This window comes from Nonomuraea sp. NPDC050394 (assembly GCF_044459065.1).
Taxonomy (GTDB): domain Bacteria; phylum Actinomycetota; class Actinomycetes; order Streptosporangiales; family Streptosporangiaceae; genus Nonomuraea.
In genome coordinates, this window is record NZ_JBITIO010000010.1 from 216873 (window position 1) to 232020 (window position 15148).

Here is a 15148-nt window from a genome sequence, read left to right on the forward strand (position 1 = left end):
TCCGCTTCCGGGTTCGTCTGCTTCGGGGGTGGTCGGGTGCTGGGTGGGGCCGGTCCCGGGGCACGTTTTGGGCGGGGTTCGGCTGGCCGGGGTTCGGGTTTGTGGGTTTTGGGTGGTGGGGTCAGCCCAGGCGGGCGATGGTCTTGTACTCCAGGTAGGCGCTCAGGCCCTCGGGGCCGAGCTCGCGGCCGAGGCCGCTGGCCTTGTAGCCGCCGAACGGGACGTTGGCCTCCAGCATGAGGCAGTTGACGCCGTAGGTGCCGGTGCGCACCTGGCGAGCGATGTCCATGCCGTGGTCGGTGTCGGCGGTCCAGACGGTGCCGCACAGGCCGTACTCGCTGTCGTTGGCGATGCGCAGCGCGTCCGCCTCGTCCTCGAAGGGGATGACGGCGAGCACGGGGCCGAAGATCTCCTCGCGGGCGATCCGCATCTCGTTGGTGGCGCCGGCGAAGACGGTCGGGGCCACGTACCAGCCGCGGTCCATCGGGCGGGACAGGCCGCCGACGACGACCTTGGCGCCCTCGTCCATGCCGATCTTGATGTACCCCTCCACCCGCTCCTGCTGCCGCTTGGCGACCAGGGGGCCGATGCCGGTCGCCGGGTCGGACGGGTCGCCCACGGGCTGGGAGCTGACCATGGCGGCGACGGCCTCGACGACCTCGTCGTACCTGTTGCGAGAGGCGAGGATGCGCGTCTGGGCCACGCAGGCCTGGCCGTTGTTCATGAGCGAGGCGATGGCGAGCATGCCCATGCTGGCGGGCAGGTCGGCGTCGTCGAGGATGATGGCGGCGGACTTGCCGCCCAGTTCGAGGCTGACCCGCTTGAGCTGCTCGCCGCAGATGGCGGCGATGCGGCGGCCGGCGGCGGTGGAGCCGGTGAAGGCGACCTTGTCGACGTCCGGGTGGGAGACGAGGTGCTCGCCGGCCTCGCGGCCGGCGGGGACGATGTTGAGCACGCCCGCCGGGATGCCGGCCTCGGTGATCATGTCCGCGAACATGTAGGAGTCGAGCGGGGTCTCCGGCGCGGGCTTGAGCACAATCGTGCATCCGGCCAGCAGCGCCGGTGCGATCTTGGTCATGGAGACGAACTGCGGGACGTTCCACGGCACGATCGCGGCCACCACGCCGACGGGCTCGCGCCGTACGGTGGTGGGGCCGAACAGGCCGGGACGCTCTTCCTCCTGCGCGAACGTCTGGCCGTACTCGGCGTAGAACTGCAGCATGCCGAGGGGCTGTGGTGTCTGGGCGAGGTTGGAGAACGTGATCGGCGAGCCCATCTCCTCGGTGATGAGCGCGGCCATCTCGCCCTGCTTGGCGGCGTAGATGTCGGCCAGCCTGCCGATGACCGCGGCGCGTTCCGCGAAGGTCATGCGGGGCCAGGGGCCGTGGTCGAAGGCCGCGCGGGCGGCGGCGACCGCGCGGTCCATGTCGGCCGGGGTGCCGTCGGGTACCCGGCCCACGACCTCCTCGGTGTGCGGGGAGATGACGTCGATCACACCGGTGCCCGCGGGGGCCACCCATTCGCCCCCGATGAACAGCGTGTCGTGCTGGCGCATGTCGTGAGCCTCCTACCGACCGAATGCTTGCTTGGTTCAGTCTTCCTCTGGCGACGAGTCGTGTCCAGGGAAACCGAACCATGTTCTGTCCGGAACGGCAAGGGCGCGAGGCGTCCCGGTGCCCGCCACGCCACCGACCGGAGACCCGGAAGCGGCCCTCGGGAAGCCCTCGGCCCTCGGGCACCACGGCCGGAGGGCACGCCACGGGCGAGGCTGTGGCCTGGGAGCCCACGCCACGAGGGAGGCGGCCGCTGCCCAGGAGGGCATGCTGCGGGGGAGGTGGGTTGTGGTCGGGAAGGGGGGCTGCGGGGGAGTGGCTGTGGCCCGGGAGGAGTGTCGCGGAGTGTGGGCGCGGGCCGGGGGAGGGTGCCGCGGGGAGGTGGCTGTGGCCCGGGAGGGGTGTCGCGGGGGAGGGTGGGCGCGGGCTGGGGAAAGGGCGCTGCGGGGGAGGTGGCTGCGGGCCTGGAGGGGGTGTCGTGGGGGATGGGCGTGGGCCGGGAGGGGGTGTCGCGAAGGACGGGGCGCGGGTTCGGGTTCGGGAAGGGGCGGCTGCCGGAGCGGGGCGGGTGGGCTTGTGATGGTGCCCGCCGTGACTCCGCTCGGCAGCCGCCCGCGGGAGTGGCTAGCCGATCAGGTGCTTCATCGCCCTCCTCACCAGATCGGTCCGGATGGCCTGCGTGGTCAGGCTCTCCGCGCCGAACCCGAGGTAGACCGTGTCACGGGTGACGATGCCGCCACCCTCCTCGAAGAGCTGGTCGGTGCGGAACCAGTTGTTGACCGAAGGCGCCGACCCCGCCGGCGGGTCGGCCGCGGTCCAGCCGCCCAGGTCCGACTCGAACGAGGTCTGCTCGGCGCTCGCGCCGTCCAGGGTCACCGTGAAGTCGTCGAGGAAGACGCCGGCGCCCTGGGTGGCCCAGTCGCTGATGTAGGAGATCGACAGCTCGACCTGCTTGCCCGCGTACGGGGTCAGGTCGATCTTCCACTGCTGCCAGCCGCCCGAGTTGCCCGAGGCGGCGTGCCAGGCGCCGGAGGTGCCGGTGGGCTCGCAGTTGACGCCCTGGTAGCGCTGGGTGAAGGGGTGGATGTCGCGCCAGCCGCCGGAGTTCTCGGTCTTGCAGCTCTCCCCGGTGTCCTGGGTGGTGTGGCCGTTGGCGTCGGGCAGGGTGGTCCAGTCGTCCTGGCCGGCGGTGCGGGCCTCGACGGTCAGGAAGTCCCAGGCGGCCTCGGTGTCGAAGGAGGTCCAGAACGACAGGTCGCCACTGCTCTTGCCGGTCAGGTTGACGGTCTTGGTCAGGCGTTTCCAGGAGACGTCGGCGATGCCGCTGTAGACGTCCCAGGCGCCGGTGTGCGGGTCGAAGGGGCCGCCCGGCCGTACCCACTTGATCTGGGCGGAGCTGGCGAACAGCGGGAACTGCGCGGCGGGCAGGATCGCCGAGGTGGCCACGTAGGAGTTGGTGTGGGTGGGCTCGAGCGTGCCGTTGAAGCCCTCGAACCTGCCGCCCTTGCCCTGGAGGGCGAAGGGGTTGCCGGTGCCGTGGTCGGTGCCGGCGTCGTCGAAGAAGACGTAGGCGCCGAGCCAGTACTGCTGGAAGTCGTTGAAGATCGGGATGCACGGCGGGTCGGACGGAGTCGTGCACTCGGGCTGCGTGGGCTGGTTGGGCTGGTAGAAGTAGGCGCCGTTGTTGTTGGCCGCGTAGGACGGGTACTTGCCGGCGTGCAGCAGCTTGCCGCCCTCGTTGAGGTAGTCGCGCACCGCGAGTTCGGTGTCCACGCCCAGCTTGGACGTGGTGCCGGGGGCCTGGCCGGTGCTTCTCGGGATGATGTCGTCGCCGGTCTCCCAGACGATCGCCTTGTAGTGGCTCAGCGTGCCGAGCGGGTGCGGGGCCTTGCGTCCGGCCTTGTCCACGTCGTAGACGTCGGAGCTGTAGCCGGCTTCGTCGAGCGACTTGACGTACTCGTCGGCGTACTTCGCCTCGGTGACGCCCTGGACGGGGCTGATGCCGGTGACGTCCTCGGCGGCCAGGACGAGAACCTTGCCCCCGATGTCGCTGTTGACCTTGTAGGTGAAGGAGCCGCTCTTCTTGGTGATCGAGCTGAACCAGACCTTCACGGTGTCGCCCGGCCGGGTGCCGGTGATCTTGCCGCGCATCCAGTGGTAGTAGCGGTTGTAGCCGTCGCCGTAGCGCTCGCCGCCGCGCCACTCGCCGGTCAGCACACTCTTGGTACGCCCGCCGTTGACCTGGTACTGCAGCCAGACCGGGCCCAGCTTGCGCTTGGCGTTGACCTGGACGACCTGGTCGCGGCCGTTGCTGGTCTCGAAGGTGTCCAGGACGAAGTCCGGTGTCGTGTTGCCCAGGTGGCTGACGGGTTCGACCGGGTTGCGCGCGGACTTGGCCACGTCGAGTGCGAAGGGGATGTTCTTCTCGAACTCCGCCTGGACCAGCGCCTCGTCATCGGGGAAGACGAAGCCGCAGCCTTCGCAGCCCTCATTCAATTCGGGGGTCCAGGACAGCGTGCCGTACTCGGAGTGCGCGCGGTCGTTGGTGTCGCCGTTGGTGATGTACAGCTCGGCGCCGAGGTCGGGGTCGAAGCCGGGGATCGCCGGGTTGGCGTCGTCGCCCGACAGCGCCTCGTAGATCGGGTTGTCGGCGGTCTCCGTGGCGATCTGCACACCCAGCGGGTAGAGCAGCAGCGGGCCGAAGGAGTGGTAGTTGACGTTGAACTTGAACCGGATGCGCTTCATCAGGCCGTCGAACGCCTTGGTCTCCGGCTCGCTGGCCGGTCCGGCGCCCCGGTAGGTGTCGCTGCTCGGGATCGAGGAGGAGCCCTCCTCGTCGTAGTGGAAGTTCGTGGGGAAGTTCCGGTTCGGGTCGACGCCGTCGCCGCGGGTGATGGTCCCGTCGCCGTTCACGTCGCGCAGGTTCTTACGCCAGAGGCGGTTGCCCTCGGTGAAGGAGAAGTCGTAGCCGTCGGGGTTGGCCACCGGCAGGAACCAGAGCTCGGTGGTGCCCAGCAGGCCGCGCAGCGACGCCTTGTTGGCGACCACGTGCTTGAGCAGCCGCATGTTGACCTCGGTCGCGATCCACTCGCGGGCGTGCTGCGTGGCGGAGTAGAAGACCGCGGGCTTGGCGCCGTCCGGCAGGATGCGGGCCAGCGAGGTGACCTTGGCGGCGAGGATGTCCTTGCCTTGGATGGTCTTGCCGATGGACATCAGCTTGACCACGTCTTTGTTGGCGTTGGCGATGGACCTGAGCTGGTCGGCGATGCCGCCCGGCTCCGTGTAGGACTTCCAGACGGTGTAGCCGCCGGCGGCCTGGGCCTTGGCCGCCTCCAGCTGTGTCTGGCCCTGCTGGTTGCGCACGGGCTCCGGCTTGTGGCCGAGTTTGGCGAGCCCCGCTAGCCCCGCCTGGTCGGCGGTCAGCTCGATGTGCTCCTTACCGCCGTTGACCTGCTGTTGTACGACGTCGAAGCCTGCCTCCCTGAGCCTCTCGCCAGTGCCGGGCGGACTGTCGAGCTGGTAGAGCTCGATACGATCGCTGGGCGGCAGTGGATCCACGACCGACGCCTGGGCCTCGACGGAGACCAGGGAGCTGCCTAAGCCGATGAGGACGGCTGTGAGAAGCGTTAAAGAACGTGACACGGTCTGCCCCTTCGCAGAGACGATTCGCTCGCAATTTCGCTCCACGGGGTGTCCTCGGCAAGACCCAAAGTTCGGGGCCACCTCACAAAGTGGTAGATACTTCGCCAATGGTGCATGGGTTCGTCGGTTCCGGTGGCAACGACCAAGATCATCTTCTATAGTCACCACGTCTAGGAGGGGAGGGACGAGCGTGGGAGTCAGGCGTTTCGCCGCCATCGCCACCGTGCTCGTCGGCCTGCTCGCAGCGCCCCTTCCGCAGGCCGCCACCGCCGATCCCGGCAGCCCCGCGCAGCTGCGCAAGCTGACGAAGCAGGCAGCCCAGCTCAACAAGCTCTTCCGCGGCCAGATCGAGTTCCTGGAAGACGCGCGCATCCAGGCCAAGAAGGCCACCGAGAACGCCGACAAGCTCCGGGGCCAGCTCGGCGCGGCGCGCAGCGAGGTCGCCACCATCGCCCAGAGCACCTACATGGGCGGGCCGCTCGACGGGACCCAGCTCCTGGCCATCGCCGACCCCGCCATGCTGCTCGGCCAGGCCGCGAACATGCAGTACATGTCCGACGAGCGCACCAGCCGGGTCAAGCGCATCGAGCAGCTGATCAAGAGCGCCGGCACCGCCAAGAAGGCGGCCGACGCCAAGATCAAGGAGCTTGAGAAGAAGATCAAGGAGATGCGCGACAAGCGGCGCGACGTCGAGAAGCTCCTGGCCAAGTACGGCTTCCAGACCCCGACCGGCGGCGCGGGCCTCACCCAGCGCATGACCAGCGTGAAGATCGAGGTCATGCAGAACTTCCCCATGCCCTACGGAGTGGGCTGCCTGCGTCCCGGCGACCCCGGCGAGCACGGGAAGGGCCGGGCCTGCGACTTCATGATCTCGCGCGGCTACGCCTCCGGCGCCGACGCCGACCGGGGCGACGCCCTGGCCGAGTTCCTGATCAAGAACGGCTCCCGCCTCGGCGTGATGTACATCATCTGGAAGCAGCGCTACTACGACATCCGCTCGGGCGGCGGCTGGGACCCCATGTCCGACCGGGGCAGCGTCACCGCCAACCACTACGACCACGTCCACGTCTCCGTCTTCTGATGGCCTCAGCGTTTTGATGGACTTCGAGGAGCACCGCAGCCACCTGTGGGCCGTGGCCTACCGGCTGCTGGGCAGCGTCGCCGACGCCGACGACGCCGTGCAGGAGACCTGGCTGCGCTGGCGCCAGGCCGACCAGGCCGCCGTCACCGGTCCCCGGGCCTACCTGACCACCGTCGTGAGCCGGATCTGCTACGACCAGCTCGGCTCCGCCCGCGCCAGGCGCGAGTCCTACATCGGGCCGTGGCTGCCCGAGCCGGTGGTCGAGGAGCCGGGGCCGGAGGACCGGGCGACCATGGACGAGTCCGTGGGCATGGCGCTGCTGGCCGTCCAGGAACGGCTGAGCCCGGCCGAGCGGACGTCGCTGGTGCTGCATGACGTGTTCGCGATGCCGTACGAGGAGATCGCCGGCATCCTGGGCAGGAGTCCCGGCGCGGTCCGGCAGCTGGCGGCGCGCGGGCGGCTGCGCGTGCGTGACTACGCGCCGCGGCGCTCGCTCGACCGCGGCGAGCAGGCGGCGGCGGTGCGGGCCTTCGCCACGGCGGCCACCACCGGCGACCTGCGGGCGCTCGTGGCCGTGCTCGACCCCGACGTGGTCTGGCGCGCCGACGGCGGCGGCATGGTGGGCGCGGCGCTGGTGCCGGTCGTCGGCGCCGAGAAGGTGGCCAGGGTCGTGATGGGGCTGGTCGAGCGCTGGTTCACCGGCATGACGGCGCACTTGCGCGAGGTCAACGGCGGGCCGGGCTTCGTGATCGTCGACGAAGGCGACATCGTGGACACCGTCATGTCCTTCACCGTCTCCGACGGGCGGATCACCGAGGTCGATGTGGTGAGAAATCCCGACAAGCTGGGCCATGTGAGGTAGTTCACTCAGACATTTCCCTCGGCCGTCCTGTCTCCCCTGCAGAAGCGAAGGACAGGAGACGGACATGGATATCGTGGTCATCGGAGCCGGCTACGCGGGCATGACGGCGGCGCTCCGCCTCGACAGGAGCCACCGGATCACCCTGATCAGCGCCGACGACAGCTTCACCGAGCGGATCAGGCTGCACGAGCGGGCGGCGGGGCGGCCGTCGGTGAGCACGCCGCTGGCCGAGCTGACCCGGGGGACCGGCATCAGGACGGTCGAGGGCCGGGTCACCGGCATCGACGCCGAGGCCGGGACCCTCACGCTGGGAGACGGGCGCGAGTTCCGCTACGACACGCTCGTGTATGCGCTGGGCAGCTTCACCGACACGAGCGTCCCGGGCGTGGCCGAGCACGCCTACGCCGCCGAGAACGCGGCCGAGCTGGGGGAACGGCTGCGCCGGGGCGGCGGCCACCTGGCCGTCGTGGGCGGCGGGCTGACCGGGATCGAGCTGGCCACGGAGCTGGCCGAGTCGTACCCGCGCTGGCAGGTCAAGCTGGTCACCGGTACCCATCCGGCCGCTGGGCTGTCGCGCCGCGGCCGCGCGCATGTCGCCAAGGTGCTGACCAGACTGGGGGTGAGCGTCCACACGGACACGCTGGTCGAGGCGGTGACCTCCGGCGGGCTCAGCACGGCGCAGGGCCCGATCGAGGCCGACGTCGTGGTGTGGGCCGGTTCGTTCGCCGTGCCGGAACTGGCGGCCAAGGCCGGGCTGGCAGTGGACCGGCGCGGCAGGACGCTGGTCGACGCCACCCTGCGCTCGATCTCCCACCCCGACGTCTACGTGGTCGGCGACGCCGCCGCCGTGGACGTGCCGGGGGCCGGGGTCTCGCGCATGTCGTGCGCGGTCGGGATGCCGATCGCCGCGCACGCCGCCGACGCCGTCAACGCCCGCGCCCGTGGCCGCGCGGCCCGCCCCTTCCGCTTCCGCTACATGATCCAGTGCGTCAGCCTCGGCCGCCGCGACGGCGTCATCCAGGTCGTGCGCCGCGACGACTCGCCGGTCGAGCTGATCCTGCCCGGCCGCCCGGGCGCGTGGGTCAAGGAGCTCATCTGCCGCTACGCGGCCGGCTCGCTGCGCGTCGCCCGCCTGCTGCCGCGCTCCTACTGGTGGCCCAAGTAGTCCTTAAGCCAGTGGTAGGAGCTCTTGGGCGTACGGCGCAGCGTCTCGAAGTCCACGTGGACCAGGCCGAAGCGCTGGTTGTAGCCCTCCGCCCACTCGAAGTTGTCCAGCAGCGACCAGACGAAGTAGCCGCGCACGTCCACGCCGTCCCGCCGGGCCCGCTGGAGCGCGGCGAGGTGGCCGTCGAGGAAGGCGATGCGCTCCGGGTCGTCGACGGTGCCGTCGGGGGAGACGTTGTCGGGCTGGGAGCAGCCGTTCTCGGTGACGTAGATGGGCGGGAGTCGCCGGCCGTACCGGTGCTTGAGGCCCGTCAGCAGTTCGTGCAGGCCGTCGGGGACGACGGGCCAGCCGAAGGCGGTGGTGGGGTAGCCGGTGATGCCGGCGTCGTCGAAGGGGAAGGCGTCCTGCCGGGGCGCGGCGACGCGGGTGGGGTTGTAGTAGTTGACGCCGAGGCCGTCGATGGGCGTGGAGATCACGTCCAGGCCGTCCTGCGGGGCCTCCTTGCCGAAGGCCGACAGGTCCGGGTACGCGCCGGTGAGGATGGGGTCGTTGAACAGCCGGTTGTGCAGCGTGTCGTACGCCTCGGCGGCGGCGAGGTCCTCCGGGCTGCCGGAGGCGGGCCAGACCGGGGTGCAGTTGTTGGAGATGAGGATCTCGCGGGCGCCCGCCGCGCGTAGCGCCTGGGTGGCCAGGCCGTGGGCCAGGAGCTGGTGGTGGGCGGCGGGCAGGGCGTCGAGCAGCAGGCTCTGGCCGGGGGCGTGCACGCCGAGTGCGTAGCCGAAGGCCATGTGGACGAAAGGTTCGTTGAGGGTGATCCACGTCTCGACCCGGTCGGCCAGGCGGTTGGCCACGATGGCGGCGTAATCGGCGAATTTTCCTGAAATATCGCGATTCATCCAGCCGCCCTCGTCCTGGAGCTCCTGCGGCAGATCCCAGTGGAACAGGGTGGGCACCGGCGTGATGCCCCCGGCCAGCAGGTCGTCCACGAGGCGGTCGTAGAAGGCCAGGCCCTTCTCGTTGGTACGGCCCCCGGGCTGAACTCTCGGCCAGGAGATGGAGAAGCGGTAGGCGTTGACGCCGAGACCGGACATGAGCGCGATGTCCTCGGCGGTGCGGTGGTAATGGTCGCAGGCCACGTCGCCGGTGTGGCCGTCGCGCACGCGGCCGGGCTCGTGGGTGAAGGTGTCCCAGATCGAGGGGCCACGGCCGTCTTCCGCGACGGCGCCCTCGATCTGGTAGGCGGCAGTGGCCGTACCCCACAAGAAGGTGCTCATAAGAGGTGAGTATCACTCATGTAATTGCCGGGCCGAAAGAGCAAGACTGTACTTGCTGGTAATGCGCCAGGATGGAGGGCATGACGAGTACCTTGCGCCGCCGCCCCGCCCAGCGCCGCAGCGTGGAGAGGGTTGAGCGGATGCTCGACGAGTGCGCGCTGCTGCTCGACCAGGTGGGGTATGACGCGCTGACCACCAAGGAGGTCGCGCGCCGAGCTGAGGTCCCGATCGGCACGTTCTATCAGTTCTTTCCCGACAAGCAAGGGCTGGTCCGCGCCCTGGCCATGCGCAACCTGGAGGCGTTCCTCCAGCGTGTGACCGAGCGGATCGCCGGAGCCGATCTTGAGCACTGGACCGACCTCGTCGACCTGGCCATCGACGAGTTCGTCGCGATGAAGCGCACGACGCCGGGGTTCGCCGTGGTGGACTTCGGGGAGGTGCTGCCGACGCCCGGCGGGCCCGCGGTCGAGGGCACCAACCGGACACTGGACGCGGCGCTGGAGAACAACGTCATCGTGGCCGACCGGCTGCGGGCGCTGACCGTCGACCTGCTCCACGCGCCCGCGGGGTCGGGGCTGGACCGGGCGCTGCTGGTGGCGGTGGAGGCCACGGACGCGGTGCTGAAGCTGGCGTTCCGCATGCACCCGGACGGTGACCCCGAGCTGATCGCCGAATGCAAGCAACTGGTCCGCCGCTACCTGGCCGACCACCTTCCCTAGCCGACCACGTCCTAAGCCGACCGCCTTCCTAGGCCGACCGCCTTCCTAGGCCGACCGCTTTCCCAGACCGGCCGCCTTCCCTACGGGAGTGCCGAGCGCAGGACGGCCTGGGCGATCGGCGCGGCCGTCTCGCCTCCGGAACCGCCGTTCTCCACGACCACGCCCACCGCCACCTCCGGCGCGTCGGCCGGGGCGAAGGCGGTGATGACGGCGTGCGCCGCCGCCCCCCGGGCGTGCTCGGCGGTCCCGGTCTTGGCCGCCACCGCCACGCCGGGGATCGCCGCGGCGGCGCCCGTACCGCCGGGCTGGGTGACGGAGACCATCATCGCGGTGAGGTCGGCCGCCACCGTCTCGGGCATCGTGGTGCGGTACTCGGTGGGCCAAGCGCGGTTGATGACCGAGCCGTCGGGCAGGCGGGCCTCCTCCACCAGGTACGGGCGCATGAGCGTGCCCCGGTTGGCGACAGCCGCCGACATCATGGCGATCATCAGCGGCGTCGCCCGGTCCTCGTACTGGCCGATCGCCGACAGGGCGGTCTGCGCCTGGTCCATGCCCTTCGGGTAGCCGCTCTCCGCCACCGGGAGCGGCACGGTCAGCTCGTCGGTGTCGAACCCGAACGCCTGCGCACCCTCCCGCAGCGTGTCCGGCCCCAGGTCGAGGCCGATGTTGGCGAACGCGGTGTTGCACGACACCTGGAAGGCGTAGCCCAGCGGCGGATGCCCGTCGCCGCACGAGGTCCCGCCGGAGTTGCCCAGGGAGGTGGTCGTGCCGGGAAGCTGAAGCTGGACGGGCGCGTCCACCTGAGAGGACGGCGTGTACGCGCCGGAGGCCAGCGCCGCCGCCGCGGTCACGACCTTGAACGTCGAGCCGGGCGGGTAGTTCTGGCCGAGCGCGCGGTTCAGCAGCGGCCTGCCGGGGTCGGCGCGCAGGCGACGGTCGGTCTCGGCGAGCTCGCGGGCGTCGAACCCGGCGAAGGCGTTCGGGTCGTAGGACGGGTAGGAGGCCATCGCCAGGATCGCCCCGGTCACCGGGTTGATCGCCACGGCGGCGCCGGGCCGCCCGGTCGCCTTCAAGGCGTCGTAGGCGGCCCGCTGCACCCGGTCCACGATCGTCAGCCGGACGTCCGCGCCCGCCGCGCTCCCGTCCTTCACCAGCGCGCGTACCTTGACCTTGGGGTCGGACCCCGACAACACGCCGTCCTCCGCGTGTTCGACGCCGGTCTCGCGGTAGAGGGACAGGTAACCGGTCGCGGGTGCGTAGAGCTCCCCTTCGGGATAGACCCGCCGATAGAGGTACGGCCCGCCATACGCGCGCTCACTGTAGGCGATCACCGAACCGTCGTAGGTGGAGATGTCACCCCGGGCGTGGTCGAACCTGGCGATGATCGTGCGCTGGTTGCGCGGATCGGCGTTCAGGCTGTACGCCTCGAACGCCTGCAGATAGGTGACGTTGGCCAGCAGCGCGAACAGCATCGCCGAGCAGATCAGCGCCACTCGGCGCAGGGGGATGTTGATCCGTCTCGCCCTGGGTCCGGCCATGCTCCTCGGTCTAACAGCCGGAAACCCAAGCCAGGGCTAGAGGACGCTGCGGTAGTAGGAAATCTTGTGGTGGATGTACTTCTGCCGCTCGGCGAGGTTGGCGATCTGCTCCTTGACCCGCCGGTCGTGCTCCTCGAGAAGCTCGATGCGCTCGGCGACGGTGTGCTCGCCCTGGCGGACCAGGTCGGCGAAGCGCAGCATCCCGGCGATGGGCATGCCGGTGTCGCGCAGGCAGCGGATCAGGTTCAGCCAGCCGAGGTCTCGCTGGGTGAAGCGGCGCTGGCCTGCGGAGTTGCGTTCGATGCCGGACAGCAGCCCGATCTTCTCGTAGTAACGCAGGGTGTCGAGGCTGAAGCCGGTCTCCTCGACGACCTCCGACGGTGTGTAGACGCTCACGCGACCCATCGTCCCACCTGGAGTGCACTCCAGGTCAAACTTGACCTGGAGCGGGCTCCAGGAACCACAGTCATCGCCATGAAACTCGCACTGGGCACGATCGGCTTCGGCACCGCCGTCACCATGGACGACACCTTCGCCCTGCTCGACCGGTTCGCCGAGGCCGGCGGCACGATGATCGACACGGCCAACAACTACCCCTTCTGGGTGGAGGGGTGCACCGGGGACGAGAGCGAGGCGGCCATCGGGGCGTGGCTCGCCGCGCGGGGCAACCGGGACCGGGTGGTGCTGGGCACCAAGGCCGGCGCCCGGCCCACGGTCGCCGGTGACCGCACGCTCGGCTCGATGGAGGGGCTGTCGGCGTCGGCGATCGCGAAGGCCGCCGAGGGCAGCCTCACGAGATTGCGGACCGACTACATCGATGTGTATTGGTCGCACATTGATGATGCTTCCGTCCCGCTTGAGGAGTCTTTGGAGGCGTTCAACGCGCTGGCCGAGGACGGCAAGATCCGCGCTCTCGGGGCCAGCAACATGCGCGCCTGGCGGCTGGAGCGGGCCAGGAACCTGTCGGCGGGCCAAGGCTGGATGCCGTACACCCACCTGCAGCTGCGCCATACCTACCTACGGCCGCGCCCGCTGACCCGGCAGGCCGAGAGCGCGCACGTGCTGGCGACCGAGGAGACGCTGGAACACGCGGCCGGCACCGGGATCTCGCTGTGGGCCTACAACACGCTCATGTCCGGCTCCTACACCGGGCGGGCCGACCGGCCGCTGCCGGAGTCCTACGACCACCCCGGCACCACCCGCCGCCTGGCGGTCCTGCGGGAGGTGGCCGCCGAGCTGGGCGCCACCCAGAACCAGGTCGTGCTGGCCTGGCTGCTGGCCGACGGGCACGTGCCGATCGTGGGCGCGACCCGGCTCGCCCAGCTGGAGGAGGCCATCGGCGCCACCGCGCTGAGCCTCGATCCGGCCCAGAAGGACCGCCTCGACGCCGCCGTCTAGTCGCGGTAGGCCGACGACTGCAGGGTGTAGAGGTCGGCGTACAGGCCGTTCAGCGACATCAGGGCGGCGTGGGTGCCAGCCTCGACGACCTTGCCGTGGTCGAGGACGTAGATGCGGTCGGCGTAGCGGACGCTGGCCAGCCGGTGGGTGATCAGCAGGACCGTGCGGCCGTCGGCGTGGTCGCGGATGCGTTCGAACAGGGCGTGCTCGGCGCGGGCGTCGAGGGCGGCGGTGGGCTCGTCGCAGATCAGCAGCGGGGCGTCGCGGTGGAAGCCGCGGGCCACGGCGATGCGCTGCCACTGGCCGCCGGACAGCTCCTGGCCGTCCTTGAAGCGGCGGTCGAGCAGGGTGCGGTAGCCGTGCGGGAGGTCGGCGATCACCTCGTCGGCCCCGGCCACCCGGGCGGCGGCGTCCAGCGCCTCCTCGCCCTTGCCGGTGCCCATGGTGATGTTGTAGCGGGCGGTCAGGGGCCAGCGGGTGTGGTCCTGGGCGATGACCGCGGTGCGCAGCCGCAGCGCTTCGGGCTCGACGTCGCGCAGATCGACGTCGTCCCAGGTCACGCTGCCCGTGTCGGGTTCGTAGAGGCCGGACAGGATCTTGGCCAGCGTGGTCTTGCCCGAGCCGTTCTCGCCCACGAACGCGATGACCTCGCCCTCGTTGACCTCGATGGAGACACCGCGCAGCGCCGGGTTGTCGGAGCCCGGGTAGGCGAACGTGACGTCCTGGGCGGAGATCCGGGCGAACGACGCCGGAGCCTCCACCGGGCGCGGCTTGGACAGGCGGCGCTCGGCGTCCTCGCAGAAGTCGAGGAAGTCGGTGAAGTAGAGGCCCTCCTCGTAGAGGCGGTTGGTGGCGTACATGAGATTGCCCAGCGACGACTGGCCCTGGCGGATGGCCAGGACCGCGGTGCCGGCCACGGCCAGCGGGATCGAGCCGAGCGCGAGCAGGACGCCGAGCGCCACGTAGACCAGGCCGCTGCCGAGGCCGCCCAGCGACTCGCCCACGACCCGGGTGAGCGTCTGGCGCTTGGCCAGGCGCAGCAGAACCTCCTGCTCGGCGCGGGCGACCGCGTCGTACATGCGCAGAAGGAAGCCGCGCATCGTGAACGAGCGCACCTCGGCGGCGGGCTGCCGGTTGGCCAGCAGCTCGGCGATGATCCATTTGCGGCGGTTGGCCGGGATGAGGGCGTAAAGGGTGGTGTAGCGCATGCGGGCGCTGCGCACCGCCGCCCACGCGTCGGGCAGGACGGCCAGCAGCAGCAACGGCAGCAGCACCGGATGCAGCACGCCCAGGACGCCGGCCACCGCCAGCAGCCCCACCGCGGCGGTGACCACGTCGATGGCCGAGGTGACCACCGAGTCGGCCATGGCCACGCCGCGCAGCCTGGCCCGCTGCAGCGCGTCGTGGAAGTCGGGATCGTCGTAGGCGGCGAGCTCGACCCTGCTGGTCAGGCCGTAGAGTCGCTCCTCGGTCAGCCGGCTCACCTGCGGGTCGAGCCGCGACTGCGCCCACCCGGCCCCGGCCTGTACGGCGGTGCGCATCGCCGCGGCCCCCGCCACCAGAGCCAGGCTCGGCAGCGCGGCCACCACCCGGTCGGGCGTCGGACCGTCGCTGAACAGCGCCGTCAGCACCCCGGTCGTGGCCAGCAGCCCGAACGCGGTGAACACCCCGCCGAGCAGGTTGAGTGCGACGGTGGCGACGGTGTCGCGCGGGCTGGCCCGCCACGCCAGCCGCATGGCCTGCCCGATGAGCGAGGGCAGCCGCCTGGCGATGGTGAGGAATCCGGCCTCGGCCATCGTGTCGGTGTGGGCGTGCCAGTCGGAGATGGTGATCTCGCCGATTTCCAGCGCGTCGTCGGCCATGTATGAAGTGTGCGGGAGGGCACTGACAATCCGATCTGGCCCGCGGTCAGATAA

At 70.5% G+C, this 15148-nt stretch carries 11 protein-coding genes; 5 read left to right on the forward strand and 6 right to left on the reverse strand.

The features are described 5' to 3' along the window. Positions 1–121 precede the first annotated feature (121 nt). Entirely contained in the window at positions 122–1555 is a 1434-nt protein-coding gene (locus tag ACIBKY_RS34355) for an aldehyde dehydrogenase (RefSeq protein WP_397103290.1), read from the reverse strand. A gap of 622 nt (positions 1556–2177) precedes the next feature. Then, entirely contained in the window at positions 2178–5195 is a 3018-nt protein-coding gene (locus ACIBKY_RS34360; protein WP_397103292.1) for a M14 family zinc carboxypeptidase, read from the reverse strand. Between the two features lie 190 nt (positions 5196–5385). Between ACIBKY_RS34360 and ACIBKY_RS34365 the strand changes: the two genes are divergently transcribed. From ACIBKY_RS34365 to ACIBKY_RS34375, 3 genes are all read left to right on the forward strand, one after another. After that, positions 5386–6276, forward strand: a complete 891-nt coding sequence (locus tag ACIBKY_RS34365) for a coiled-coil domain-containing protein (protein WP_397103294.1) — start codon at positions 5386–5388, stop codon at positions 6274–6276. Between the two features lie 16 nt (positions 6277–6292). Beyond that, on the forward strand, positions 6293–7138 hold the full coding sequence (gene sigJ / locus ACIBKY_RS34370; RefSeq protein WP_397103594.1) for an RNA polymerase sigma factor SigJ: 846 nt from the start codon (positions 6293–6295) through the stop codon (positions 7136–7138). A gap of 64 nt (positions 7139–7202) precedes the next feature. Beyond that, complete coding sequence (locus ACIBKY_RS34375) at positions 7203–8303, forward strand: NAD(P)/FAD-dependent oxidoreductase (RefSeq protein ID WP_397103296.1); 1101 nt, start codon at positions 7203–7205, stop codon at positions 8301–8303. On the opposite strand, the gene ACIBKY_RS34380 is transcribed toward ACIBKY_RS34375, so the two are convergent. Next, positions 8285–9577 (reverse strand): GH1 family beta-glucosidase, encoded by a 1293-nt coding sequence (locus ACIBKY_RS34380; RefSeq protein WP_397103298.1) that lies wholly within the window; start codon positions 9575–9577, stop codon positions 8285–8287. The genes ACIBKY_RS34375 and ACIBKY_RS34380 overlap by 19 nt on opposite strands. A gap of 80 nt (positions 9578–9657) precedes the next feature. Between ACIBKY_RS34380 and ACIBKY_RS34385 the strand changes: the two genes are divergently transcribed. Continuing rightward, a complete protein-coding gene (locus tag ACIBKY_RS34385; RefSeq protein ID WP_184960354.1) occupies positions 9658–10296 on the forward strand; it encodes a TetR family transcriptional regulator in 639 nt (212 codons plus the stop codon). A gap of 80 nt (positions 10297–10376) precedes the next feature. Here ACIBKY_RS34385 and ACIBKY_RS34390 read toward each other — a convergent pair whose 3' ends face one another. Both ACIBKY_RS34390 and ACIBKY_RS34395 read right to left on the reverse strand, forming a co-directional pair. Then, positions 10377–11834: a peptidoglycan D,D-transpeptidase FtsI family protein gene (locus ACIBKY_RS34390; protein WP_397103300.1), complete on the reverse strand. Its 1458-nt coding sequence runs from the start codon at positions 11832–11834 to the stop codon at positions 10377–10379. Positions 11835–11870: 36 nt separating this feature from the next. After that, positions 11871–12239 (reverse strand): MerR family transcriptional regulator, encoded by a 369-nt coding sequence (locus ACIBKY_RS34395; RefSeq protein ID WP_397103301.1) that lies wholly within the window; start codon positions 12237–12239, stop codon positions 11871–11873. Between the two features lie 69 nt (positions 12240–12308). On the opposite strand from ACIBKY_RS34395, the gene ACIBKY_RS34400 reads away from it, so the two are divergent. After that, positions 12309–13232: an aldo/keto reductase gene (locus ACIBKY_RS34400; protein ID WP_397103303.1), complete on the forward strand. Its 924-nt coding sequence runs from the start codon at positions 12309–12311 to the stop codon at positions 13230–13232. On the opposite strand, the gene ACIBKY_RS34405 is transcribed toward ACIBKY_RS34400, so the two are convergent. Further along, positions 13229–15094 (reverse strand): ABC transporter ATP-binding protein, encoded by a 1866-nt coding sequence (locus ACIBKY_RS34405; RefSeq protein WP_397103305.1) that lies wholly within the window; start codon positions 15092–15094, stop codon positions 13229–13231. The genes ACIBKY_RS34400 and ACIBKY_RS34405 overlap by 4 nt on opposite strands. Between the last annotated feature and the right edge of the window lie 54 nt (positions 15095–15148).